Origin of the sequence: Streptomyces tauricus (assembly GCF_014650955.1) — a bacterium.
Lineage (GTDB): Bacteria > Actinomycetota > Actinomycetes > Streptomycetales > Streptomycetaceae > Streptomyces > Streptomyces tauricus.
The window spans coordinates 75224-99423 of sequence record NZ_BMVY01000004.1 but is presented as its reverse complement, the minus strand read 5'-3'; the positions used below and the strand labels follow the sequence as shown (position 1 = coordinate 99423).

Annotated in this window: 21 protein-coding genes and 1 pseudogene; 7 read left to right on the top strand and 15 right to left on the bottom strand. The window is 71.0% G+C overall.

The genetic code is table 11. The features are described from left to right. Window positions 1-49 precede the first annotated feature (49 nt). The 3 genes from IE278_RS09420 to IE278_RS09410 are packed head-to-tail and all read left to right on the top strand — an operon-like array spanning window position 50 to window position 3033. Window positions 50-712: a vWA domain-containing protein gene (locus IE278_RS09420; protein ID WP_189770994.1), complete on the top strand. Its 663-nt coding sequence runs from the start codon at window positions 50-52 to the stop codon at window positions 710-712. Then, entirely contained in the window at window positions 709-1689 is a 981-nt protein-coding gene (locus IE278_RS09415; RefSeq protein ID WP_246570211.1) for a protein phosphatase 2C domain-containing protein, read from the top strand. The genes IE278_RS09420 and IE278_RS09415 overlap by 4 nt, the downstream gene beginning before the upstream one ends. After that, window positions 1690-3033, top strand: coding sequence for a serine/threonine protein kinase (locus IE278_RS09410; RefSeq protein WP_189770673.1), 1344 nt, complete (start codon window positions 1690-1692; stop codon window positions 3031-3033). 156 nt (window positions 3034-3189) lie between these two features. Here IE278_RS09410 and IE278_RS09405 read toward each other — a convergent pair whose 3' ends face one another. From IE278_RS09405 to IE278_RS09385, 5 genes are read right to left on the bottom strand one after another with little or no spacing between them, the layout of a single operon-like run. Continuing rightward, complete coding sequence (locus tag IE278_RS09405; protein ID WP_189770671.1) at window positions 3190-3513, bottom strand: hypothetical protein; 324 nt, start codon at window positions 3511-3513, stop codon at window positions 3190-3192. 35 nt (window positions 3514-3548) lie between these two features. After that, a complete protein-coding gene (locus IE278_RS09400; protein ID WP_189770669.1) occupies window positions 3549-5051 on the bottom strand; it encodes an AbeC-like domain-containing protein in 1503 nt (500 codons plus the stop codon). Between the two features lie 58 nt (window positions 5052-5109). Further along, window positions 5110-6138, bottom strand: coding sequence for a ketopantoate reductase family protein (locus tag IE278_RS09395; RefSeq protein WP_189770667.1), 1029 nt, complete (start codon window positions 6136-6138; stop codon window positions 5110-5112). Between the two features lie 43 nt (window positions 6139-6181). Further along, window positions 6182-6547: a nuclear transport factor 2 family protein gene (locus IE278_RS09390; RefSeq protein WP_189770665.1), complete on the bottom strand. Its 366-nt coding sequence runs from the start codon at window positions 6545-6547 to the stop codon at window positions 6182-6184. Next, on the bottom strand, window positions 6540-7121 hold the full coding sequence (locus tag IE278_RS09385) for a DUF1697 domain-containing protein (protein WP_246570210.1): 582 nt from the start codon (window positions 7119-7121) through the stop codon (window positions 6540-6542). The genes IE278_RS09390 and IE278_RS09385 overlap by 8 nt, the downstream gene beginning before the upstream one ends. 323 nt (window positions 7122-7444) lie before the next feature. Between IE278_RS09385 and IE278_RS09380 the strand changes: the two genes are divergently transcribed. Further along, window positions 7445-9721: an MMPL family transporter gene (locus IE278_RS09380; RefSeq protein ID WP_189770662.1), complete on the top strand. Its 2277-nt coding sequence runs from the start codon at window positions 7445-7447 to the stop codon at window positions 9719-9721. Window positions 9722-9861: 140 nt separating this feature from the next. Here the strand turns inward: IE278_RS09380 and IE278_RS09375 are convergent, their stop codons facing one another. From IE278_RS09375 to IE278_RS09355, 5 genes and pseudogenes are all read right to left on the bottom strand, one after another. Then, window positions 9862-10986, bottom strand: a complete 1125-nt coding sequence (locus IE278_RS09375) for a CDP-alcohol phosphatidyltransferase family protein (protein WP_189770660.1) — start codon at window positions 10984-10986, stop codon at window positions 9862-9864. 266 nt (window positions 10987-11252) lie between these two features. Beyond that, window positions 11253-12520, bottom strand: a pseudogene (gene mgt, locus IE278_RS09370) (macrolide-inactivating glycosyltransferase). 127 nt (window positions 12521-12647) lie between these two features. Beyond that, window positions 12648-14024 (bottom strand): ABC transporter substrate-binding protein, encoded by a 1377-nt coding sequence (locus tag IE278_RS09365; protein WP_189770656.1) that lies wholly within the window; start codon window positions 14022-14024, stop codon window positions 12648-12650. Next, window positions 14024-14857, bottom strand: a complete 834-nt coding sequence (locus tag IE278_RS09360) for a carbohydrate ABC transporter permease (protein ID WP_189770655.1) — start codon at window positions 14855-14857, stop codon at window positions 14024-14026. The genes IE278_RS09365 and IE278_RS09360 overlap by 1 nt, the downstream gene beginning before the upstream one ends. Continuing rightward, window positions 14854-15789 (bottom strand): carbohydrate ABC transporter permease, encoded by a 936-nt coding sequence (locus tag IE278_RS09355; protein ID WP_189770654.1) that lies wholly within the window; start codon window positions 15787-15789, stop codon window positions 14854-14856. Before IE278_RS09355 ends, IE278_RS09360 begins: the two co-directional genes overlap by 4 nt. Before the next feature lie 292 nt (window positions 15790-16081). Between IE278_RS09355 and IE278_RS09350 the strand changes: the two genes are divergently transcribed. Next, on the top strand, window positions 16082-16951 hold the full coding sequence (locus tag IE278_RS09350; RefSeq protein ID WP_189770653.1) for a phosphotransferase: 870 nt from the start codon (window positions 16082-16084) through the stop codon (window positions 16949-16951). Window positions 16952-16996: 45 nt separating this feature from the next. Here the strand turns inward: IE278_RS09350 and IE278_RS09345 are convergent, their stop codons facing one another. Continuing rightward, a complete protein-coding gene (locus IE278_RS09345; protein WP_189770652.1) occupies window positions 16997-17899 on the bottom strand; it encodes a LysR family transcriptional regulator in 903 nt (300 codons plus the stop codon). Between the two features lie 115 nt (window positions 17900-18014). Between IE278_RS09345 and IE278_RS09340 the strand changes: the two genes are divergently transcribed. Together IE278_RS09340 and IE278_RS09335 are read left to right on the top strand one after the other, a co-directional pair. Next, a complete protein-coding gene (locus IE278_RS09340; RefSeq protein ID WP_189770651.1) occupies window positions 18015-19064 on the top strand; it encodes a DMT family transporter in 1050 nt (349 codons plus the stop codon). Beyond that, on the top strand, window positions 19034-19531 hold the full coding sequence (locus tag IE278_RS09335) for a YbaK/EbsC family protein (RefSeq protein ID WP_189770649.1): 498 nt from the start codon (window positions 19034-19036) through the stop codon (window positions 19529-19531). Before IE278_RS09340 ends, IE278_RS09335 begins: the two co-directional genes overlap by 31 nt. A gap of 52 nt (window positions 19532-19583) precedes the next feature. On the opposite strand, the gene IE278_RS09330 is transcribed toward IE278_RS09335, so the two are convergent. The 4 genes from IE278_RS09330 to IE278_RS09315 all read right to left on the bottom strand — a co-directional run bounded on the left by IE278_RS09330 (window position 19584) and on the right by IE278_RS09315 (window position 24098). After that, window positions 19584-20306 (bottom strand): 3'-5' exonuclease, encoded by a 723-nt coding sequence (locus IE278_RS09330; protein WP_189770647.1) that lies wholly within the window; start codon window positions 20304-20306, stop codon window positions 19584-19586. A 205-nt stretch (window positions 20307-20511) separates the two neighbouring features. After that, window positions 20512-21744: a DUF5919 domain-containing protein gene (locus tag IE278_RS09325; RefSeq protein WP_189770645.1), complete on the bottom strand. Its 1233-nt coding sequence runs from the start codon at window positions 21742-21744 to the stop codon at window positions 20512-20514. A gap of 102 nt (window positions 21745-21846) precedes the next feature. Beyond that, window positions 21847-23172 (bottom strand): copper amine oxidase, encoded by a 1326-nt coding sequence (locus tag IE278_RS09320; protein WP_189770643.1) that lies wholly within the window; start codon window positions 23170-23172, stop codon window positions 21847-21849. Between the two features lie 101 nt (window positions 23173-23273). Next, window positions 23274-24098, bottom strand: coding sequence for a Tat pathway signal sequence domain protein (locus IE278_RS09315; RefSeq protein ID WP_189770641.1), 825 nt, complete (start codon window positions 24096-24098; stop codon window positions 23274-23276). Between the last annotated feature and the right edge of the window lie 102 nt (window positions 24099-24200).

Sequence of the window (24200 nt, the reverse complement as noted above, 5' to 3'; positions counted from 1 at the left end):
CCGACACCCCACGGAAGGACACGCAGTGAGTGACATCCCCGGCGGGCCCATGGCGAACCGTCCGGTCCACTTCATCTGGCTGCTCGACTGCTCGTACTCGATGCAGGGCGAGAAGATCGCCCGGCTCAACTACGCGATCCGGGAGGCCGTCCCGGAGATGCGTTCGGTGGCCCACGACAACCCGGCGGCCCAACTGCTGCTGCGTACGGTCACGTTCTCCACGACGGCCACGTGGCACCACCAGACTCCCGTCCCCGTCGACGACTTCACCTGGCAGGACGTCGAGGTGGACGGCATGACGAACCTGGGCGAGGCGCTGCACCTGGTCTCGCGCGAGCTGCAGAGCCCGCCGATGCCGCAGCGGGCCCTGAAGCCGGTCCTCGCGCTGGTCTCGGACGGTGTGCCGACCGACGACTGGAAGGCGGGTCTCAAGGCGATCGACGCGACGCCCTGGGGGCGCAAGGCGGTCCGGGTCGCGATCGCCATCGGGCACGACGCCGACCGCTCGGTGCTGCAGGAGTTCCTCGCCAACCCGGAGTTGCAGCCGCTGGACGCGAACAGTCCCAAGCAGCTCGCGGCGGCGATCCGCTGGGCCTCGACGGCGGCGGTCAAGGCGGCCTCGCAGCCGGTCGCCGGTTCGGGGGACCCGCTGGCGAAGCAGCCGTTCGCGCCGCCGGTCCTCGACGACGACGATGACGACGACGTGTGGTGACGGCACTCGTACGGCGCTGGGCCACCCTCGCCGAAAGCATCCAGGGCACCGGGAAACGCCAGAACCAGGACTGGTACGCGTTCTCCGGGACCGGTTCCGGGGCCGATCCCCTCGTCCTCGCGGTGGCGGACGGCCACGGCTCGGCCGCGCACGCACGCAGCGCGCTCGGGGCGCGGTTCGCCGTGGACCGGTTCGTCGCGCTCGCGACGGAGTTCGGCCGGGCGGCCGACGCCTGCCATGAACCGGGTGGGCTCGCCCGGCTGATGAACTACGCCCGCAACGACATGCCGCGCGCCCTCGTCCAGTCCTGGCGCGAGGCGGCCCTCGGGCACTGGTCGCGGCACCGGCCGGTGGCCGACCTGGGCCGGCCCGAGCCCGGCCCCGACGAGAAGCTGACGCTGTACGGGACCACGCTGATCGGCGCGGTCGTGACGCCGTGGCTCCTGACGGCCTGGCAGATCGGCGACGGCGATCTGGCGGTGGTGGGCCACGACGGCTCGGTGGACCGGCCGCTGGCCCCCGCCGAGGACGACCTGGGCGACGAGACCGAGTCGCTGTGCGGGCCGCAGGCGTGGCGCGCGGTACGGACGCACTGGGCGCCCGTGTTCGAGGAGGCGCGCCTGCCGCGTCTGGTGGTGCTGTCCACGGACGGCCTGTCGAAGAGCTTCGCCTCGGAAGAGGGCTTCACGGAGTTCGTCGGGGACATGGACGGGCGGCTCGCGACGGAGGGCTTCGAGGGGGTACGGGCCGCGCTGCCCGACTGGCTGCGGCACGCCTCCCGGTACTCCGGCGACGACACGACCCTGGCCGCGGCCCTGCTGCACTCGTACGCGGCCCGCCCGCGGCCGGAGCGCGACCCGGAGCCCGGCACCGACCCCGCCGCCGATCCCGCCGCCGATCCCGCCGCCCATCCCGAAGCCGACCTCGACCCCGCCCCCGACCCCGACACGGAACCCGAACGAAAGAGGGAGACCTAGGTGACCGGCATGCTCGACAGCGGAACCCGCCTGACCGTGGAGACCGGTGAGGAGGTCCAGGTCGTCGACATGCTGGGGGCGGGCGGCCAGGGCGAGGTCTACCGGGTGAAGACGTCCGCCGGTGAGAAGGCCCTCAAGTGGTACTACCCGACCTGCGCGACCATCGAACAGGAGGGCATCGTACGGGAGTTGGTGTCCCGCGACTTCGACGACGACCGCTTCCTGTGGCCCGAGGCGTATGTGCCCTGGCACCACGGTTCGTTCGGCTACCTGATGGGGCTGCGGCCCGACCGGTTCAAGGGACTGCCCGCGCTCTTCCGCCGTCAACTGCGCACCAGTACGCGCGCGTTGCTGACGGCGTGCCTGTACACCGTCGAGGCGTACCAGGCGCTCCACTCACGGGGCATCGCCTACCGGGACATCTCCTGGGGCAACGTCTTCTTCGACCCGGACACCGGTGACATCCTCGTCTGCGACAACGACAACGCGGTGGTGGAGGGCGACGCGAGCGGGATCTCGGGGACGATGGAGTTCATGGCGCCCGAGCTGGTGCGCGCCGAGCCCGGCGCCCGTCCCGGTACGCAGTCCGATCTGCACTCGCTGGCCGTGCTGCTGTTCATGTTCCTGATGAACCATCATCCGCTGAAGGGCAGGCGGGAGTTGGCGATCCACTGTCTGGACGAGGCGGCCGAGCGGAAGCTCTACGGGAAGAACCCGCTGTTCGTCTTCGACCCGGCGGACGACTCGAACGAGCCCGACCCGATGGAGCACGCGACCGTGCTGGCCACCTGGGACGCCTCGGCGAGCGCACTACAGGAGCTGTTCCGGCGCAGCTTCACCGCCGGGCTGCACGATCCGGCGGTGCGGGTGCGGGAGTCCGAGTGGCGCGACGCGCTGCGGGCGGTGCGGGACGCGGTGGTGGAGTGCGCGTCGTGCGGGCGGCAGAACATGACGGAGCCGGGTGAGCAGCAGTCGGCGGCGTCCCGCCCGTGCTGGGGTTGCGGGGCGCTGCTGGTGCTGCCGCCGCGTCTCACGGTGACCACTCCCCCGCCGCGCACCGAGCGGCACATCCGGCTGCCGCGTGCGGCCCGTGTGCACGCCCACCATCTGGAGGCCGAGCCCGCCCGGCACGACTACTCGGACGCGAGCCTGGTGGCCGAACTGGTGGAACACCCCACGAAGCCGGGCCGCTTCGGCATCGCGAACCGCAGCGACGAGACCTGGGCGGGCACGCGCTCGGACGGTACGTCCCAGCAGATCGGCCCCGGCCAGACGGTACCGCTGCGCGCGGGCCTGGAACTGGACCTGGGCGACGGCGCCTGGGCGGTCGTCCGGGCGAAGTGACCGTCCCGGATCACCGGTACCCGGATCACGGGTGCCCGGATCACCGGTACCCGGATCACGGGTGCCCGGATCACGGGTGCCCGGATCACAGGTACCCGGTCCGCAGGTACCCGGATCGCAGGTAACCGGTCCGCAGGTGAGCGGGCCGGGCCGGGTTCACAGACCCAGGACCCGGCTCAGCTCCTGTGCGAGGGCGAGCCCTCCGCTGCCGGCCGCGACGCCCACGGAGATCGTCTCCAGGGCCGAGCGGACCCGCCCGCGGTCCGGGGCGGCGCCGTCCTGTTCGGCCCGGGCCAGTTCGCCCCGTACGACCTCCGCCTGGGCGACGAGGGGCGGGTTCTCGGTGCGCAGCCGCTCCACGAGTTCGGCGGCGAGGCGGAGCGACTGGGCCGCGTCAGCGCCGTTGTTGATCTCGATGCGGCCGTGGTCACCGATGTTGGTGGGGCCGTTGATGTCGCCGTGGAAGTTGAAGGTGCTCATGCCTGGTTCCTGTTCGTCGAAGGGGCGGGTGCGGGTCACGGCCCGCCGCCCTGCCCCGCGCCCGGCTGGCCGCCACCGCCCTGCCCGTGCTGGGGCTGGCCGCCCGCCATGGTGATCTGGCCCTGGTTGCCGATGTTGCTGGGGCCGTTGATGTCCCCGGAGATGTTGTAGGTCTGGGTGCTGATGATCTGCTGCGCCTTGTCGAACGAGCCCGTGTCGACGTTGTGGTCCTGGAGGAAGCGCTCGGTCGCGACCAGGACGCCCTGCTGGAGCCGGAACAGGAAGTCCTGCGCGTCGGTCTTCTCCGAGTAGCCGGCCTGTTCCCAGTCGCCGAGGCTCTCACGCAGCGAGTCGAACGCCCCGTAGTCGTACACCAGATGGCGTTCCTTGATCTCGCGGCGGGTCCTGGTCAGGGCGCGCTCCGTCTCGCGGCGGTACCGGCGCCGGGCCCGCAGACGCCGGGAGGCACCGCGCAGCTCGGGCCAGACGTGCGTGGTGGCGTACGAGACGAGGCTCCACCAGCTCTCTGCGCGGGCGACGGGCAGGTGGTCCACCCGGTGGAAGCGGCCGTGCAGCGGCGGGATCGCGTAGGCGGCGACCTCCCAGGTCAGGCTGGGCCGGTGCAGTCGCGCCCGCAGGTACATGGAGACGATGGTCCGGCCGCCCTCGCCGACCCGTTCGAGACAGAGGTAGGTGCGCATACCGGCGCCGGGGCTCTGCAGGCCTGCCTGGACGAGCTGCCGGGGGATCTGGGCGACCGGCCGGCGGGTGCGGTCGGGGAGCAGGTCGGGCAGGTGGAGGGCGTTGCTGCCGATCACGTAGAGGCGGTTCCTGGCGCGCAGCCCGTCGAGTCCTGAGACGCCTTCCATCTCCCGGGCCACGTAGGTGTGCAGGTCGACGGCGTCGAAGGGGCGGACGGTGAGTTTGCCGCCGGTGGGCGAGTCCGCGGGCCTGCTGACGTCGATCGGCTGCCAGAGCGTTTCCTTGATCTTGTCGCCGCTGCCGACGAACGGGTTGGTGCGTTCCGCCGAGTCGGTGTACGGGATCACGTTGGCCCGCTTGAGGTCGTGCAGCCGTGCCTCGGCCTCCGTCTCGACGGCCGGGGCGAGGTTCTCGGCCTTGTCCTGGCTGCGGTAGACGCCCTGGGCCGCGGCTCTGGCCCGCGCCTGGTCGTGGTGGACGAGCCACCAGGCGGCGGCCAGGACGGCCACCGGCCCGTACACGGCGGTCATCGCGATCGGGCCGTGGCCCTTGACGAGGGCGACCAGGCCGACGAGCAGGGTGGCCCAGCCCGCGGCGAAGAGCCAGGCGAGCCGGCGGTCGAGCGCGGCGCGGTGCAGGACGGCCACGCGCGCGTGCCGGGCGAGCGCGACGAGGTTGATGCCGAGGGCCGGACCCATGGCGTTCAGGCCGTCCCCGGTGAGTCTGCGGTCCGCCTCGTGGGCGAAGTCCGCGTCGAGATGCACCGACGCGCACAGCCGTCGTGTGACCGCGTCCTTGCGCATCTTCGGCAACGACGGCAACTGTCTTCCGGCCATTGTGGTTCCCCCCACCCCGTAATCGCTCCATCACCCTAGGGATACGAGGGGCCGTGTGTCACGGAGTTGCCGCACGTGGGGCGGCCGCCTCGTCGGCCAGCCGGATCAGCTCGGCCACCGGCATCGAACCCGCCGCACGCCGCTCGCGCGCGAACTCGTTCGCGAGGCGCTGCAGCAGGTCGTTGAGCGGGGTGGGGACGCCGTGCAGGCGTCCGAGCAGGGCTATCTCCCCGTTCAGGTAGTCCGCCTCGATCGTGCCCGTGCCACGGCTCAGCGACTGCCAGGACGACCCTCCGCCGCGCGCCGGTCCGTCGTCGAGGGGTACGAGCCGCATCTTGTCGGCCCGGGCCTCCTTCTGCTCCTCCTGCGAGGCGTACGCGATGCCCGCCGCGGCGAGCACCGCCTCGCCCTCGGCGCGTACCCGGCCCTGCAGCGCGACGGCCTCCTCGCTGTCGACGCTCCCGCTGACCGCCTCGGTGGCGTTGGCGAGGTTGGCGAGCAGCTTGGCGTACTGCCAGCGCGTCACGTCGGGCACGACCGGCGCCTCGAAGCGGGACGCGGACAGGTCGGCGGCGACGGCCCGCGCGGTGTCGTCCGTCCCGTGCGGGAAGCGCCCGAGGTGCAGGATGCCGGTGAGGGGAGTACCGGCCGCCGACACCACGCCCGGCTCGACGAAGGTGGCGGGCAGCCACACGCACACCCCGTACACGCGGTGGAAGCGGCGCAGCGCGAGCCGCTGGCCCTCCACCCCGTTCTGCGCGCACAGCAACGGCAGCCGTTCGGCCGCCGTACCGCCGCCCGCCACCGGGACGGGCCCCCACGTGTCCAGCGCGGCCACGCTGTCCTGTGTCTTGACGGCGAGTACGAGGACGTCGTCCGCCCGCAGTTCGCCGAAAGCCGACGGGCCGTCGACCGTGGGCAGTCGGTGGGTGCGTGGCCCGTCGGGTGTCACGAGCCGCAGTCCCCGCTCGCGCAACGCCTCGTGGTGCGCGCCGCGCGCGACGAGCACCACGTCGTGTCCCGACTCGGCGAGGCGTCCGCCGACGGCCCCGCCCACGGCCCCTGCTCCGATGATGATGTAACGCATACGCCCGAGCCTGCCACAGTCGCGTGTGCGACCCGACGATGCCTCACTCCGTGAACGGCGTCCCCTGGTGGAAGTACAGGAGCCACTCCTCGCCCGCTCGCCGCCAGAGCGAACTGCGGTGTACGTGGCGGCCGTTGTCGTCCGTGTCGAAGGTGAGGTGGACGACGTCCGCCGAGAGCTGGACGCCTCTCATCCTTGAGGCGGACACGGGGGCCGGCTCCTTCGCCGTGGCGAGCATGTCGATGATCGCGGCGCGGTCCCAGTGCCGGCCGGAGGCGCCGAACTCGTGGAAGTCGGGGTGCAGCAGCGCGCCGGCGAGTTCGGGCGAGCGGCGGACCTCGGGGTCAAGGAGACGCAGTTCCCCCTTGACGGCCGCCTCGACGGCCTCGTTGCGTCCGGGCTCACTCACCGGTCAGCTCCACGAGTTTGACGACGGTGTTCCAGTTGCGCGTGGTGGCGACGATCCCCTTCGTCACCCGGGGCTTCGCCAGGCTCTCCGCCAGTTTGGAGCGGCCGAGGCCGTCGGGGGCGTACAGGTACAGCACGCGGTCGCCGAGGCGGAACTCCTCGGGCAGGAAGGTCCGCTGGTCGACGGACGTGAAGCGTTCGGCGTCGACGGGTGCCGAGAAGTACGTGACGTGCAGCTGCTTGGCCTCCAGTTCGGCGGCCGGGAACGGGCAGGCGTCGAGGACGGCCCGCAGATACGCGTGGTCGCGCACCAGCACGTCGACCGTGAAGTCGAACCGCTCGGCGAGGGCCGCCGCCAACTCCTCGGCGAGGGAGTCCTCGTCGCCGTGGTCGCTGGTGAACACGGCGTTCCCGCTCTGCAGATACGTACCTACGCCGCTGTGCCCGAGTCCCTCCAGGAGGGTGCGCAGCTCGGCCATCGGCACCTTCCGGCTGCCGCCCACATTGATGCCGCGCAGCAGCGCCGCGTACGTCGTCGTCCCCACAGCCGTGCCCATCGTCGTCCCCGCTGTCATCGCACGGCCGTCCGCGCGCCATGTCCCACACCCTAGGACGGCCGTCGTGCCCCGTGGGGGTGGGCACGACAGCCGTCGGGCCGGGGTGTCCCGGCGCAACGCAGGTTACCGACCGGTCAGCTCGGGCGCGACCCCCGAGGAGCGGCTTTACATGTAAGGGGCCCTCATCCTCCTCAGTGCGGAGGCCCCAGGGTCCGGGGGGAGGATTTCCGACCGCCGGACTTCACCGGAGAGCACGAGGAGCGGCCCTTATCGGCGCCATACCTTCATAGCGGAAGGTGTCGGCAGGGGGTCGGCGCCCAGGACAAGGGGGCAAGCCCGTCATGGGGAAGCGAGACACGCGGGTACGGGGGATAGCGGCCCGGGCCGGTGGCTGGAGCGCCCGGCACCGCTGGGCGGCCGTCGGGATCTGGGTGCTGTTCGTCGTTCTGGCGATGGGACTCGGCTCGGCGGCGGGCACGGTCGAGCTCAAGGACAGCGAGCAGCTCGGGGGCGAGACGGGCCGCGCCGCGGCCATCGCGGAGCAGGCGGGGATCGAGGAGCCGGCCGGGGAGACCGTGCTCCTCCAGGGCAAGGAGTCGAGTCTCAAGGCGACCGACAGCGAGTTCCGTGCCGCCGTCGCCGCCGTGATCAAGGCGGTCGAGGGCACCGGCAAGGTGACCGACGTGACCTCGCCCTACGACACGAAGACGATCTCGAAGGACGGCCGCAGCGCGCTGGTCCAGTTCGACATGCGCGGCGACGCGGACACGGCGGGCGAGCGGGTGGAGCCCGTCCTGAAGGCCGTGGAGGAGGTCCAGAAGGACCATGAGGCGTTGCGGATCGAGGAGATCGGCGGCGCCAGCATGAACAAGACGTTCGACGACGCGTTCGGCGACGACTTCAAGCAGGCCGAGTTCTCCGCCGTCCCGGTGGCCCTCGGCATCCTGCTGGTGGCGTTCGGCGCGCTGGTGGCGGCACTCGTGCCGGTGCTGCTCGCGATCACCGCGATCATGGCCACCATGGGCCTGATGATGCTCGTCAGCCATGTCCAGCCGATGGACGAGACCTCCAGCTCCGTGATGCTGCTGGTCGGCCTCGCGGTCGGCGTCGACTACTGCCTGTTCTATCTGCGGCGCGAGCGCGAGGAACGCGCGGCGGGCAGGGACCACGAGACGGCGCTGCGCATCGCCGCGGCGACCAGCGGCCGGGCCATCATCGTCTCCGGCGTCACGGTGTGCGTGGCGATGGCGGGCATGCTGTTCACCGGGATCGCCACCTTCAAGGCGATGGGACTCGCCTCACTGATGGTCGTGGCGGTCGCCATGGTCGGCTCGGTGACGGTGCTCCCCGCGGTCCTCTCGCTGCTCGGCAAGCGCGTCGAGACGGGACGGATCCCGTTCCTGCACCCGGACAAGCGCCGCAAGACAGCCGGCGGTTCCGGCAACGACAGCCGCTTCTGGACGAGCGTCCTGCGCGTGGTGCTGGCCAAGCCCGTGATCTCGCTGATCGTCGCGGCGGGCGCCCTGGTGGCCATCGCCGCTCCCGCGCTCGGCATGAAGACCCAGAACCTCACGCTCGACCAGGAGTTCGGCGACTCGCTGCCGATCGTGGCGACGTACGAGCGGGTGAACGAGGCCTTCCCCGGCGGCTCCGACCCGGCCGAGGTGGTCGTCAAGGCGGACGACATCAACTCCGCCGAGGTGAAGTCCGCGATCGCCGACTTCCGTGAGCGGGCGGTCAGTTCGGGCGCCTCGCGCGGCCCGGTCGACGTCAAGGTGCACGACACGCAGAACATCGCCTTCGTGTACGTGCCGCTGGTGGGCGGTTCTAACCTCGACAAGGCCGAGAAGAGCCTGGACATCATCCGCGACGACGTCCGGCCCGCGACGCTCGGCAAGGTCGACGGCGTCGAGGCACCGGTGACCGGTCAGGTGGCGGGTTCGAAGGACTTCAACGACCAGCTCGTCAGCGCGGTGGCCCCGGTCTTCGCCTTCGTCGTGGTCTTCGCCTTCGTGCTGATGCTCCTGTCGTTCCGCTCGCTGACGATCGCCATCACCTCGATCATCCTCAACCTCCTGTCCGTCGGAGCGGCGTACGGCATCCTCGTCGCCGTCTTCCAGCACGGCTGGGGCGCGTCGCTGGTGGGCGCCGAGGGAGTGGGCGCGATCATCACCTGGCTGCCGCTGTTCCTCTTCGTGATCCTCTTCGGGCTCTCGATGGACTACCACGTGTTCGTGGTCTCGCGGATCCGTGAGGCGCGGCTGCGGGGGCTGACGACCCGGGACTCCATCCAGCACGGGGTCGTCACGACGGCCGGTGTCATCACCAGCGCCGCCGTCATCATGGTCGCCGTCTTCGCGATCTTCGGCACGCTGTCCATGCAGTCCATGAAGCAGATGGGTGTGGGCCTCGCGGCGGCGGTCCTCATCGACGCCACGATCATCCGCGGTGTGCTGCTCCCGGCGGTCATGGCCCTCCTCGGCGAGCGCAACTGGTACTTCCCGAAGTGGCTGAACCGGCTGCCGGACCTCAGTCACGACGAGTCGTTCGAGGAGCCGTCGACGCGGTCGCAGCCGCCGCAGCCGCCGGCGGTCGAGGGCGAGAGGGTCGGCGTCTGACCGACCGGTTCCGTACGGAACGGTGACGCCGAACGGCAGCGGGGCCGGGGCATCTGCCCCGGCCCCGCTGCCGTTTCGTGCGGCCGTCTCGTGGCGCCGTGTCGTGCGGCCGTTCCGTGCGGTCGTTGGCGGTCCGCCGGTCAGGCCGCGGTGGCTACCTCTTCGCGCTCGAAGGAGTCGATCGTGCGCGTGAAGTCCCGGGTGGAGAGCAGCAGCTTGTAGATGATCGCGAGCTCGAAGACGAGGAGCAGCGCCCCGGAGACGATGGTCGCCTTGATGACCGAGTCGAACAGCGGGCCGAGGATGAAGACGCCCATCTGGAATTCGATACCGCTCACCAGGTGCGTACGGATGCGGTGGCGCAGGAAGAAGGAGCGGGCGCGGAGATAGACCGGGAAGCGGTGCCTGAACTCCTGGTGCAGGTCGATCACACGGGCCGGAGCCTTGCGCTGCGCCTCGGCGCCGGCTTCGGTTTCGGAGCCGGCCTCCACCTCGGCCTCGGCCTCGGCCTGGACGTGGGTCTGGACGTGGGTCTGGGCGTGGTCCTGGGTTTGGGCCTGGGCAGTCTCCGCCGCTGTCACCGGCGCGAGGTCGGTGACCTCCGCGACGCCCGCCGGTGTCGCCGTCATCGTCGCCGTCGCCGTCGCCGCCTGGCGGATGTCCTGCTCGATGTCCGCCTCGGGGTTGTTGCGCAGCAGGTCCTCCATGAAGGCGAGCTCCGCGGAGTTCTCCGCGCGCCGGGCCGCCCGCACCCGTGCCTTGATCTGCTTGCGCATGGTGTGGCGGATCTTGAAGATCTCCAGGCCGTTGATGTAGCGCAGCGTGTCGAGGAAGACGACCGCGGCGGCCAGCCAGATGTAGATCGTCTCGCCGGTGCGGTCGTACTGCCCTGCCATCAGCGCGACGCCGCACACCGCCACCCGGATGCGGTCGAAGACGAAGTCCAGCCAGGCGCCGAAGACCGAGCCCTGTCCGGTGAGACGGGCCACCTTCCCGTCCATGCAGTCGAGGATAAAGCTCAGGTGGTAGACGAACGCGCCGGCGATCAGCCACCGCCAGTCACCGAACGCGAAGAACGCCGCCGAGACCAGACCGAGCAGGAACGCGCCCCAGGTGATCTGGTTCGGGGTGATCCTCGTGTACTTCGCGGTCAACCGCACCAGCGGGGTGGCGACCGGGTCGACGAGCAACACGGTCCACCAGGCGTCCCGCTTCTTCTCGGTGATGCGGCGCACCTCTGCGAGGGGCGGTATGTCACGGCGCATAGGTCAACTTCCCAGAGTTCGTATCGAGTTCACCTCACGCTAAGAACCTGTTCGGGAAAAGAACAAGAAGATGCCCGTGCAACCTTCTGCGGGGGTCAGGGGTCGAACTCAGCAACCCGATCCATGACCCGACAGGACAGACCCTGCGTTACCCGAGCGTTATCGAATGACCTTCCCGTTATACAAAGTGCGCCATGGCTTCACCAATTACGTGGAACCGTGACCCGGGGGAATTCCGGGTTCGCTGACAGTGACCTGACCAGGCCTTATGCGCCCTGGCGTGCTGTGTCGCGCCCTGCGGGAATTTCCGCCTCGATCAAATCCGCGGCACGGCGAGTTCCCCCCTCGGCCGCCATCTCGGCCTGGACGACTTCGAGTTTCCGCGCCACTTCCGGGTCGTCGGCGATCGCCAGAACGGCCTCGCGCAGAGTGTCGGCGGTGACCTCTTCCATGGGCAGATGGCGGGCGACTCCGAGCGCCTGGAGCACGTCCGCGTTGCCGAACTGGTCGACGGCCTGCGGTACGCAGACCATCGGTGTGGCGGTCGCCATCCCCTCCTGGCTGCCGCCCGCGCCGGCGTGGGTGACGAAGACGTCGGCCTGCTTGAGGATCGCGAGCTGCGGGACCCAGTCGTGGACTTCCACGTTCGCCGGGAGCTCGCCGAGTTCGGCCGGGTCGACGTGCTTGCCGATCTGGAGCACCAGATGCCAGCCGGACAGCGCGCCGAACGCCTTCACGCACGCGCGGTAGAAGGCGGGCTGCTTGGTGAAGGCGGACCCCAGGGACACCAGGGCGACGCGCTCGGCGCCGTCGGGCCGCCGCCACTCCCCCTGGGCGGCACGGTCGCCCTGGCAGGCACCGACGAACGTGTACACGGACTCGTCGACCCGGTCGGCGTTCGGCTGGAGGGCCTTGGGGATGAGGACGAGGGAGCGGGCGGGCCGGCCGCCGAAGGAGTCGGGGTCCTGGTCGATCCCGTTCTCGTCCAGCCAGGCCTGGAAGCGCGCGTAGTACGCCTGCCCGCGCTCGGTCTTCTTCGGCTCCGCCCACATGGGCTCGGCGACCTCCTTCTCGTACCCCTCCCAGGCGACGAGGTTCGGGGAGAGCGAGACGGCGGGGACGCCCCAGCGGTGGGCGAGGACGCGGGCCGGGTACGAGGCGATGTCGTGCAGCACGAGGTCCGGCTCGTCGCCCTCGTAGGCGTCGATGAGCTGCGGGAGCGCCTGAATGGCGTCCGCGAGGAAGGGCTCCACGTTGTCCAGGAGTGTGTCCCCCCAGGCGCTCGGGTCGTCGTCGGGCGACGGCAGGGTCGAGGTCCAGAGCTTGGGTTCGGCACCGGTCTCCGCGACCTTGTCGGCGAAGACGGGCGGAATGGCGTACGTGACCCGATGCCCGCGGGCGACGAGCTCCCGGATCACTTCGAGGCTCGGGTTCACATGCCCATGGGCGGCGATGGAGAACATGGCGATGTGGGCGGGGTGTGGGGTGGTCATGCACCGACCTTAACGAGACGAGACGTCTCGTACAAGCTAATAAACCCACGACGGCGCACCCAGCCCCAGCGGACCCGCACCCCACGACCCACCGGCTTTTAGGGGCGCGGGGAACTGCGCACCCAGCCTCAACGGACCCGCATCACCCCGCCGAGGGGGGACGAACCGTCACCGCTGGTACCGCGCCAGCACCAGGTTCCCGTCCTTCACCAGCCGCCGCCGCAGCTCCCCCATCCCGATAGCCCCGCTGTAGTACTCCTGGTAGGCGGGCGTCGCCACCTTGTCCTTCCACTCCGGATACCCCCGCACGGACTGCGCGGGCGCCGACCGCAGCGCCCCGGCGAGCGCGGCCCCCACGGCCCAGCCGTCCTTCTCGCTCCGCAGCGCCGGATCCCGCAGCGCCTCCGTCCCGGTCGGCAGCATCCAGTCCCCCAGCGCGAGCCGCACCATGTTCGGCGGCCGGAGCAGGAAGTCGATGAAGGCCGCGGCCTCCTCCTTGTGCGGGCTGTCCTCGGCGACGGACAGCGTCTGCGGACTCACCCCCTGGGTGAGCCCGTCGGTCCCGGCTCCGGCCTCGGCCCCGGTCCCGGCCCCCGCAGGCGCGGGCAGCACCTGCCACTCGAACCCCTTCGGCGCCTGCTGCACAATCTGCTGCCGATAGGAGAACCCGAGCGGAACCATCGCGTACTTGCCGCCGAAGAAGCCGGGCAGCGTGTCGGAGCCACCGCTGCCGAGCGTCGAACCCGACGCGCTCCCGTCGAGGTTGACCTGGTCGTGGATCGTGCGCGGCACGACCTCGTCACCCTCGTCGAACCGGATCCGCACCTTGCCGTCGGCTCCGCGGTGGAACAACTGCCCGCCGGTCGACAACGACAGGTTGAGCGTGGCCGAGACGGGCTCCTTGAGCGGCCAGGCCACCCCGTACTTCCCGTCCCCTTTCCCGCCCCCGCCGCTCAGTCGGTCGGTGATCCTCCTGAACTCGTCCCAGCTCCACGGCTTTTCGGGCGTGGGGATCCGTTCCCCCGACTCCTTGAGCCACTTGGCGTTGGCGATCAGGACCCGGGGCTCCTGGAGGAACGGCACACCGTAGATCCCGTCCCCGAACGTCGTCGTCTCCCAGCTCCGCCCCGGGATGTCGGACGTGAGCCGCTCGGACAGCAGCCCGCGCAGATCCGCGAGATACCCGCCGTACGCGAAGTCCGCGAGGTCGTCCGAGGCGTCGTGGATGATGTCCGGCGCCTCACCGCCCTCGAACGACGTGAGCAACTGGTCGTGGACGCTGTCCCAGGACCCCTGTACGTACTCGACCCTGACGTCCGGATGCGCGGCGTTCCACTCCCGTACGAGTTCCTTGTTGGCGTCGACGGACTCCTTCTGCCAGGCCAGCGACTGGAAGCGGAGCGTGATCCGGCCGTCCTCGGAGCCGCCCCCGTCACCGGAGCAGCCGGCACCCGCGACGACCAGCAGCCCCGCGACCAGCGCGGCGATCCACCTCGTACGCGATCCGGTGAGCGATCGCGATCCCCTGAGCGAGCTCGTCCGCATCAGCTCTTCACCGCCCCCGCGAGCATCCCGCCCGTGATCCGTTTCTGGATGAGCGCGAAGACGACCAGCGACGGGATGGTCGCCAGGAACGCGGCGGCGGCCAGCGGGCCGAGGTCCGCCACGCCCTCCGCGCCGAGGAAGTGGGTCAGGACGACGGGCAAGGTCTGCTTCTCCGGGGTCTTGAGCAGCACCAGCGCGAAGAAGAACTCGTTCCACGCGCTGATGAACGCGAACAGGGCCGTGGCCACGATGCCCGGCGCGAGGAGCGGCGCGGTGATCGAGACCAGCGTGCGCACCTTGCCGGCTCCGTCGACCGCGGCGGCCTCCTCCATCTCGGCCGGCACGGCCCGTACGTACCCCACGAGCATCCAGAGCGCGAACGGCAGGGCCCACACCACGTAGACCATGACCAGCCCGGCCACGGAGTTGATCAGGTGCAGGTTCTTCAGGACGAGGAACAACGGGATGATCACCAGGACGAACGGGAACGCCTGGCTGACGACCACCCACCCGGTGGCCGCCTTCGCGAGCCGGGTGCGGTGCCGGGCCATGACGTACGCCATCGGGGTGGCGATCAGTACGGCGATCACGGCCGCGCCGAGCGCCGCGACCAGGGAGTTCAACGCGGCCCGCAGCAGCGGCTGTTCGTCGAAGGCCTGCCGGAAGTTGTCCAGGGTCGGGTCCTGGGGCAGCCACGTCGGATGCAGACTGGCCAGTTCGCGCGCCGGCTTGAAGGCGGTGGAGATCAGCCACAGGAACGGGAAGGCGAGGAAGACCAGATACGCGAGGAGCGCCGCGTACTGGCCCGCGCGGGCCCTTCTGCTCGTCCTCACGCGTCCTCGCCTCCCCGCAGCCGGCCGACCAGGTGGACGGCGAGAATCACCGAGATCACCGCGACCATCACGCATCCCATCGCCGCCGCGTAGCCGAACTGGCCGTAACGGAAGGCCTCTTCGTAGGCGAACAGCATCGGCAGCCGGGTACGGCCGCCGGGTCCGCCGCTGGTCAGCACGTAGACCAGGGCGAACGAGTTGAAGTTCCAGATGAAGTTGAGCGCCGTGATGGCGAGCGCGACCGGTTTCAGGGCGGGCCAGGTGACCGTGCGGAACCGGCGCCAGGCGCCCGCGCCGTCCATGGCGGCCGCCTCGTGGAGTTCGCGCGGGGTGTTCTGCAGTCCGGCGAGCAGGGCGACCGTCGTCTGGGGCATACCGGCCCAGATCCCGACGACGATCACCGCGGGCAGCGCGGTCGCGAGGCCCGACAGCCAGTCCCGCCCGTCGCCGAGACCCAGATCGCGGATCGTCTCGTTGAGGATGCCCGCGTCCGGGTTGTAGACGAGCCGCCACATGATGCCGACCACGACCTCGGGCATCGCCCACGGGATGATCGCGAGCGCCCGCGCCAGCCAGCGCAGCCGCAGTTCCTCGTTGAGGAGCAGGGCGAGTCCGAGAGCGAGGACGAACTGCGGGACGGTCACACCGACCGCCCACACCAGGCCGATCCGGAACGACTCCCAGAACAGGGTGTCGTGCAGCAGGTCCTGGAAGTTGAGGGTGCCGATCCACTGCGTGGGCTCGGTCCGGCCCGACTGCGCGTCGGTGAACGCCAGGGCGATGCCGTACAGCAGCGGGCCGACGCTGAGCACCAGGATCGGGATCAGCGCGGGCAGCACCAGGAACCAGGCGCCGTGGTCGACGGGGCGGCCCGGCCCGCCGGCTCGCGGTGAGGGCTTCACTGACCGCTTCCTTGCGGTCGCCAATGTCACGGAATCGGCTCCTCTGAGCGGTTCATCTCGATCTGGCCGTCCCGGTGGCCCCCGTCATCGTCGTGATCCGGCGACACCGCGTCAAGACAGCACGCGCGCCCGGCCGACGGCCCCCACCAGTGCGGATGGGACACCGGGGGACGGACGGCGTGCTGTCGTGTGCACGGCGCGGGGCAGAATGGCGTGCGATGACGTGTGTGGGAACCGCGGGAAACGCGGGAGCCGGGGATTTCGCCTTCGGCTGCCCTGTCGCTTCCCCACGGCTTCCCTATGGCTTCACGGAAGGCGAGTGATGGACGAGGCACAGGCACGGGACGTACTCGCCGAGGCGCGGATCGGCCCGAACGGGCGGGACGGCCGGGACGCGGTGCTGCTCGCGCTGGGCGAGAACGCCGTCTTCGCCCTCGGTGACCTGGTGGTCAAGGTGGGCCGTGACACCGAACTCCTCGACCGGGCGCGGCGCGAGCTGGCCGTCGCGCTCTGGCTCGCCGAGGCGGGCGTTCCGGCGGTGCGGGCCGCCGAGCCCGAGGCGCGGTTCGTCGCCGGTCATCCGGTGACGCTGTGGCACCGGCTGTCCGACCCCGTCCGCCCGGCCGAACCGCGTGATCTGGCCGAACTGCTGCGGGTGGTGCACGCTCTGCCCTCCCCGGCGTTCGCGCTGCCGCGCCGGGAACTGCTGGGCGGGGTGGAGCGGTGGCTGCGGCTCGCGGGGGACGTGATCGATCCGGCGGACGCGGCGTTCCTGCGGGAGCGGCGGGACGGGTTCGCCACGGCTGCCGCCGCGCTCACGCCGGCGCTGCCGCCGGGGCCGATCCACGGCGACGCGCTGCCCCGCAATGTGCATGTCGGGCCCGACGGGCCTGTCCTGGTCGACCTGGAGACGTTCTCCTCGGACCTGCGGGAGCACGACCTGGTCGTGCTGGCCCTGTCGCGGGACCGGTACGGGTTGCCCGCGTCGGCGTACGAGACGTTCACGCAGACGTACGGGTGGGATGTGCGGGAGTGGGAGGGGTGCGGGGTGTTGCGCGGGGCGCGGGAGACCGCGAGTTGTGCGTGGGTGGCGCAGCATGCGCCGAGCAATCCTCGGGCGCTCGCCGAGTTCGAGCGGCGGGTGGCGTCCTTGCGGGACGGGGATGCGACGGTGCGGTGGTATCCGTTCTGACGGCCCCGTTGCGCAGTTCCCCGCGCCCCTGGAAAGCGGGGCTTCTCAGCCCTGGGCGCGGATCGTGTCGGCCGCCCGGTGCAGCTCGGCGAGAACCGTGCGTACTGCTTTGCGGGCTGTGCGTTCGGGGCGGTGCAGGGCGTCGATCTGGCGGCGGGCTCGGACTCCGGTGAGGGGTTTGAGGACCAGGGCGGGGTGCGGGCGCATCGTCCAGCGGGGCATCAGCGCGAGGCCCCCGCCGGCGGCGACCGCCTCGGCGACCACCGCGAACTCGTTGATGCGGTGCACCAGCCGCAGCCGACGGCCCGCGGCCGTGGCGATCGCGTCGATCGTGGCCACCACCGGGAAGCCGTCGTGCGCGGTGATCCACGGCTGGTCGGCCACGTCGAGCGGGGTGAGCCGGCGCTTGACCGCCAGCGGATGGTCCGCAGGCATGGCCACGTCGAGCGGTTCGCGCAGCAGCGTCGTGGCGGTGACGGTACTCGGCCAGCCGGGGGTGTGTTCGAGGCGGTGGGCGAGCACCAGGTCGTACTCCCGGGTCAGCGGCGGGAAGTCGTCCTGCGTCACGTCCGCGTCGGCGAGGGAGAGGCGGGGGCTGCCGGGTGCGGCCAGTGCCCGGAGCAGCAAGGGGAAGAACGCCGAACCCCCGCTGTGGAAGGCCGCCACCGACACCTCGCCGTCCGGCCGGTCCACGAACTCCTCGACGGTGTGCCGGGCGCGCTCCAGCGCCGTCTCCACCTCGATCGCCGCGCCGGCCAGGGCCTGCCCGGCGTCCGTGAGGGCCAGCCGCCGCCCCTGGCGCTCGGTGAGCGGTACGGGGATCGCGCGTTGCAGCAGCCGCAGTTGCTGGGAGATCGCCGAGGGCGTCACCAGCAGCGCCTCGGCGACCGCGGTGACACTGCCCAGTTCCCCCAGCTCACGCAGAATCCTCAGCTGTCGTTCGTCCATCTCACCAGACCTCCTCGCACGCCTCTTCCCGCCCCCTCTCCGATGTAGTGATGCTAAAGGATCGTTTTAGAAGTTGGCTCTGTGCTTCAGAGTCGCGGCAGGGCAGGGTGAGCGCGTGCCCGATGCCCGCCGTACCGATGCGGTACTCCTCCTTGTCGCTCTCGTCTGGGGTTCCAGCTATCTGGCCGCCCAGACGGCGACCGCAGTGCTGCCCGTCCTGGTGGTGCTGTTCGCGCGGTACGCCCTGTCCGCCCTCGCCTGTCTCGGCCTGGTCGCCGCCGACCGCAAGTCCGGCCCGTGGACCCGCGACGAGATCCGGCTCGGGCTGCCCCTGGGCGTCACCCAGGCGGCCGTCCTCGTCGTGGAGACGTACGGCGTCGCGCACACCAGCGCCGCCAACGCGGGACTCATCATCAGCCTGACCATCGTGATCACCCCTCTCCTGGACCGCACCGGCCGCACCGGCGGCCTTCCCCCGGCCTTCTACGCGGCCGCCGGCGTCTGCCTGCTGGCCGTCGGCCTCCTCATGTCGGGCAACGGTTTCCACGCGCCCCGCCTCGGCGACCTGCTGATGCTCGGCGCCGCGGTGATACGCGCCGGGCATGTCGCGCTCGTCGGCCGGCTCGCCGTGGGCCGCGCTGTCCGGCCGCTGCGGCTGACCACCGTGCAGACCCTCGTCGGCACCGTGCTGTTCCTGATCCCCGCGTCCGGTGACCTCCCCACCCTCGTGCACGTCGGCGTGGCGGGCTGGGCCCAGCTGCTCTATCTCGCCCTGTTCTGCAGCGTGTTCGCCTTCCTCGCACAGACCTGGGCCGTCCAGCGCACCTCGGCCAGCCGGGCCAGCCTTCTGCTGGGCACCGAGCCGATCTGGGCCGCGGCGGTGGGAATCGCCCTGGCAGGCGACCACTTCACCCCGCTCACGGCCCTGGGCGGAACCCTGCTGGTCGCCGGCACCTACTGGGGCCAGGCGATAGAACGCGCCCACCGAGCGCGCTCGACGAAGGCGCCGCCGTCGAACGCGCTGAAGGCAGCGCGCAGCGCGCCTTCGGGGGCGCGGGGAACTGCGCGCCCGGCCACAGCGAACCCGCACGTCACGACCACGCCCACCCCGCCAGCCCTCGCAGAGGACCCCGCATGCCCGAGCACGACACCTACCAGCGTCTGATCACCCTGCTGGACAGCGCCGCCGTCGACTACGAGCTCATCGACCACGCCCCGGAAGGAAGCACCGAGGCGGTCAGCGCCCTGCGCGGCCACCCGGAGTCCGAGGCCGCGAAGTGCATCGTGCTGCGGGTGAAGGTCGACCGCAGGACCACCCGCAACGTCCTCGCGGTCGTCCCCGGGGACCGCCGCGTGGACCTGGCCGCGGTCAAGACGCTCTACTCGGCCCGCTACGCCGGATTCAGCGACGCGGAGACAGCGGAGCGCCTGGCCCGGTCCGTCCCCGGGACCGTCCTCCCCTTCAGCTTCGACGCGGACCTCGAAGTCGTCGCCGACCCGGACGTCGTGGCCCAGCCGCGCCTTTACTTCAACGCGGCCCGTCTCGACCGCTCCCTGGTCATCTCCGGCGCCGACTACGCGCGGCTCGCCGCACCGCGCGTCGAGCGCATCGCCGGCCCGACCGTCGACTGACCCCGCCGTCGACTGACCCCGCCGTCGGCCGGCCTCGTCGGCCGACGCCGGCTCAGACCCGTTCGTCCGTCAGGTCCCGGACGGGCCAGACGCCGTCCACCACGGCCTCCGCGTCCCCCTTGCGGCGCAGGAAGCTCTGGAAGTCCGCCGCCCATTCCGCGTACCACTCGATCTGGCGGCGGTGCAGTTCGGCGGGGCCGAGCGCGGCCACCTTCGGGTGGCGGGTGGCTATCGCGGCGGCCAGCCGGGCCGCGGCCAGGGCGTCCGCCGTGGCGTCGTGGGCGGATTCCAGCCGCACGCCGTACTCCGCGCAGACCGCTTCGAGATTCCGCTTGCCCCGGCGGTAGCGGTCCACCGAGCGGTCGATGGTGTAGGGGTCGATGACCGGCCCCGGGTCGGTCCCGCCGAGCCGCTCGCGCAGTGACGGCAGTCCGTACCTGCGCAGTTCGGCGGAGAGCAGGGTCAGGTCGAAGGCCGCGTTGTACGCCACGACCGGGACGCCCGACTGCCAGTAGGCGACGAGCCCCGAGGCGATCGCATCGGCCACCTGGTCGGCGGGCCTGCCCTCGGCCGCCGCTCTTTCGTTGCTGATCCCGTGCACCGCGACCGCGTCCGCGGGGATCTCGACCCCCGGGTCGGCCAGCCACTCCCGGTGCCCGGCGGGCTCCCCGTCGCGGACCTCTATCACCGCTCCGGTGACGATGCGCGCCTCGCGCGGATCGGTCCCGGTCGTCTCCAGGTCGAAGCCGATCAGCAGCTCCCCGTGCCAAGCCATGCCGGCCCCCTTCTCCGTGGTGCGTTCCCCCAGTGATCTCCACGATGCCATGGGCCACTGACAATCCGAGGACCGCGTTCCGCTTACCGGCCGCCACTCCCGTACCCGCCCCGGGGCCGCGCCCCCTGGACCCCCGCATCGCGCCGAACGGGCCGGGGAGCGCACTCGGCACATCCGGAGAGCGCACCCGGCACACGGGGACCGGTCAGGACACCGGCCGCGAATCCGCCCAGGCCACCTCGAACTCCTCGCGGTACGTCCCGAAAAGCCCGTCTTCGCCCGCGTTGTCCGGCTTCAGCACCCGGCCGCCGCCCCGCAGGACGAGTACCGGCGCCTCCATCCCGCGGGTGCGGCGCAGATACGACTGCACGACCGCCACACCGTCCGAGCCGTCGCCGTCCACGAGGTACGCCGTGAAGCGGGGCGTCTCGTCGTAGACCTGGATCTCGAAGGCGCCGGGGTCGCGCAGCCGGGCCCGCACCCGGCGCATGTGCAGGATGTTCATCTCCACGGAACGGCTCAACTCGCCCCGCTTGATGCCCAGTTCGCGCTCGCGCCGCTTCACCGCACTGGACGCCGGGTTGAGGAACAGCAGCCGGGTGCGGCAGCCGGACTCGGCCAGCCGCACGAGCCTGCGCCCCGAGAAGTTCTGTACGAGGAGGTTCAGGCCGATGCCGATCGCGTCGAGGCGCCGGGAGCCGCCGAACAGGTCCTCGGCGGGGAACTGCCGCAGCAGCCGCACCCGGTCCGAGTGCACGGCCACCACGTCCGCGTACCGGTCGCCGACCAGGTTCTCGACGGCGTCGACGGGCAGCCGGCGGGCGGACGGCACGTCGCTGCCCGCGCCGAGGATCTCCAGGAGCTTCGCGGAGGCGCGCTCGGCCTGGGCCAGCACGGCCTCGGACAGGGCCCTGTTCCGCGAGACGACGTTGCGGGTGACTTCCAGTTCGTCCAGGGCCAGTTCGACGTCCCGGCGCTCGTCGAAGTACGGCTCGAAGCACGGCCAGTGCTGCACCATCAGCTCGCGCAGCTGCGGCAGCGTGAGGAAGCTCAGGACGTTGTCGTCGGCGGGGTCGAGCAGATAACCCTTGCGGCGGCTGACCTCGCGTACGGCGACGGCGCGCTGCACCCACTCCTGCCCGGCGGGCCCGGCGGCGGCGACCACCCAGTCGTCCTCGCCGTGCACGGGCTCGTAGATCGGGCGCAGAACAGCGGCCACGACCGCGCGCAGCCGCTGTTCGACGAGGTTCAGCCAGATGTAGGCCCGCCCGGCCCGCTGCGCGCGGGTGCGCACCTCACGCCAGGCGTCGGCGCCCCAGTCCAGCTCCGCGCCGATCTCCATCGGACGGGCGAGGGACACCGCTCCCGGTGGGGCATCTGCGGAGCTCCCCTCGTGACCGCCGTCACCAGGGGGCAACTCCAGCCCTCCGGACCCCACCCGCACACCGCCTTCCGCTCCCCCGAGCACTCCCCCAGCCAACGATCAAGGAAGGGTACTCCGGGAGCGGCGGGCGGTGCAGCCGGATGGACAGGTCGTTTCTCAACTACCGCGTTCCACTTGCCCGTTCTGGTCGGCCAGCTCCGGCGGAGTGAGCGGATTCATAGCGGTGACGTCCCGCGGGGCGAGCGAGAAGCCCTGCCAGTGGACCGGCATGGGCTGCTGGTCCTCGTCCCGGGCGACGTGGTGGAAACCGATGTTCACCCAGGCCACGGGGTGGGTGAGGGTCTGTCCGTTGACCCACTTGTCGACGGACTTACCGGCTCCGGTACCGCAGTTGCGGATGTTGTTGCTGGCGAACTGTTCGCACTTCTTGTACTCGGTGAAGTAGATGTCGTGCTTGGTGAAGCTGCGGCCCGGGTACTTGGAGGTGGCGCCCGGGACGAACTCGTAACTACGGGGGTGTTCGTCCTTGTTCTTGCCGGCCGTGCTGACGACGCGCCACCAGCGCATGTTCTTGGCGTCGCCCGCGAGTTCCTTGGTGACCTTGGTGCGGGTGGTCTTGTTGCGCGGGGCCTCGCCGCCCGCGGCCGGCGGGCTGACCACGGAGTCGTACTGCTCGACCTTGCTCTTGGAGCTGCCGTCGAGGCCGAAGTTGAGCCGCCAGAAGACGTTGTGGCTGTGGCTGGTGGCGTAGGACTTGGCGCCCTTGCCTATCGGCCAGCCGCGGCCGTCACCGGCGTCGTAGTCGGCGGGCGAGAGGCTGCCGGTGGCGCCGACGTTCATGTTGATCGTGCCGTCGTCCTGGAAGCGCCACTCGGTCATGTACTCGTACCAGCCGACCTGGTTGACCGTGTAGACGAGCAGGTCCTTGCCCTGCTCCTGCCAGACCTTGCCCGCCGTGTCGCCCTGCATGCGGTAGGCGTGACCGCGCGAACGGGTCGTGGCGCACAGGCCCTTGACGTTCGGGTGCTCCGGGTCCCAGGCGTCCGGGACCTTGACGGTCTTGATGGTGCCACCGGGGCACTCACCGGGGGCCATCTCCATCAGGCCCTGTCCGAAGCCGAAGCCCGTGAGGTCGTCGTACTCGACCGAGCCGTCGTCGTAGGGGACGTGGATCTGGGCGAGCTTGGCGCTCGTCAGGACCCGTATCGGCTTGGTCTCGCCCTTGGGCTGGTACGAGACGTTCTCCAGGACGAGCCCGGCCTCGCTCTCGTAGTGCCAGCACATCGTCCAGGTGGTGCCGGTGGAGAGCTTCTGCTCGATCTTGTACGCCGCGCTGCAGTCGGCGGCGGCAGCGGCCGCGGGGGCGTCTCTGGTCTCGGCGACGGCCGGTCCCGCGGCCGTCGTGACGCCGGCGGTCAGGGCGACCACCGAGAGGCCCACCGCCGTCCGCCGGCGGGCGCGGCTGGTTTTGTTCACGCGCATGAAGAAATGACTCCCTTGCACAGGCAGGAAAGTGGGAAAGGTGAAGTGAGATCGACGAAGTCGACTGTCTCGACGGAGGGAGGCCGGTGGACCGGGAAGACTCAGCCGACCTTGGCGACCTTGCGGGCGCTCAGGTCGACCACCAGGTCACGGCTGTCGATCCAGGACCCGTTCCTGACCTTCACGAAGAGGCGCGTGCAGCGGTGCTTGCCGCAGTCGGCGAGGGCCGCGGGCGCGCCGGGGCCCGCCCGGAAGACCATGCTGTTGAGCATCAGCTGGTCGGCAGTGGTCAGCTCCTTGCCGGTCGCGTCCTTGTAGTCGGCCCGCAGTCCGGCGCCCAGCCGGTCGGCGATCAGGAGCCGCGCGGCCTCGACGGTCTCGGCACGGCTGAGCGGCGGCTGGACGCCCTTCTGGGTGTCGGTCGACTCGACCTTGCCCGTGTCCAGGTTCACCGTCCTGGTGACGAGCGAGTCGTCCTTGTAGTCGTAGAACGACACCGCGGCGCGCCGCGGCGCGTTCGGGTCGTCCAGTTCACCCACCTCGGGCTCGGAGAGGTCGACGGTGATCCGCTGCGGCCCCTTGTCGCCCTCGACGTTCTCGCTGCTGCGGGAGAGCCCGCGGTCCAGGGCGAGCTGCTCGACCCGCGCGGTCTCGTCGTCGGTGAGCGGGTCGCGCCCCTTGCCCCGGTCGCCCTCGGCGGGGGCCTGCTCCACGACGCCCGGCCGCACGGCGCCCTGCCCCTGGCCCTGGCCCTGCTGCTGGGCCTGGCCCGCCGTCTGCGCGGTCCGCCCCGTTCCCTGACCGCCGGAGTCGTCCGCACCCGCCGAGCCCGGCAGGGTGATGCCGACCATCACGGCGGTTCCGGCGACCGCTATGGCCGCACCCGCCACCACCTTGCCCAGATGGCGGTGCACTATTGTGCGCACATTTCCCCCTACTCCCCCTGTATCTCTAGGAGTCGATCGAGTCCCACTGGTTCGGCATACCGCGTATGCACTGGTCGACCGGTAAGAGGGAGGTAAGTCCTA

Coding starts and splice junctions, on each gene's coding strand:
- IE278_RS09420 (WP_189770994.1), top strand. CDS start 50: ATGGCGAACCGTCCGGTCCACTTCATCTGGCTGCTCGACTGCTCGTAC.
- IE278_RS09405 (WP_189770671.1), bottom strand. CDS start 3,513: ATGAGCACCTTCAACTTCCACGGCGACATCAACGGCCCCACCAACATC.
- IE278_RS09400 (WP_189770669.1), bottom strand. CDS start 5,051: ATGGCCGGAAGACAGTTGCCGTCGTTGCCGAAGATGCGCAAGGACGCG.
- IE278_RS09395 (WP_189770667.1), bottom strand. CDS start 6,138: ATGCGTTACATCATCATCGGAGCAGGGGCCGTGGGCGGGGCCGTCGGC.
- IE278_RS09385 (WP_246570210.1), bottom strand. CDS start 7,121: ATGACAGCGGGGACGACGATGGGCACGGCTGTGGGGACGACGACGTAC.
- IE278_RS09380 (WP_189770662.1), top strand. CDS start 7,445: ATGGGGAAGCGAGACACGCGGGTACGGGGGATAGCGGCCCGGGCCGGT.
- IE278_RS09375 (WP_189770660.1), bottom strand. CDS start 10,986: ATGCGCCGTGACATACCGCCCCTCGCAGAGGTGCGCCGCATCACCGAG.
- IE278_RS09365 (WP_189770656.1), bottom strand. CDS start 14,024: ATGCGGACGAGCTCGCTCAGGGGATCGCGATCGCTCACCGGATCGCGT.
- IE278_RS09350 (WP_189770653.1), top strand. CDS start 16,082: ATGGACGAGGCACAGGCACGGGACGTACTCGCCGAGGCGCGGATCGGC.
- IE278_RS09345 (WP_189770652.1), bottom strand. CDS start 17,899: ATGGACGAACGACAGCTGAGGATTCTGCGTGAGCTGGGGGAACTGGGC.
- IE278_RS09335 (WP_189770649.1), top strand. CDS start 19,034: ATGCCCGAGCACGACACCTACCAGCGTCTGATCACCCTGCTGGACAGC.
- IE278_RS09330 (WP_189770647.1), bottom strand. CDS start 20,306: ATGGCTTGGCACGGGGAGCTGCTGATCGGCTTCGACCTGGAGACGACC.
- IE278_RS09320 (WP_189770643.1), bottom strand. CDS start 23,172: ATGCGCGTGAACAAAACCAGCCGCGCCCGCCGGCGGACGGCGGTGGGC.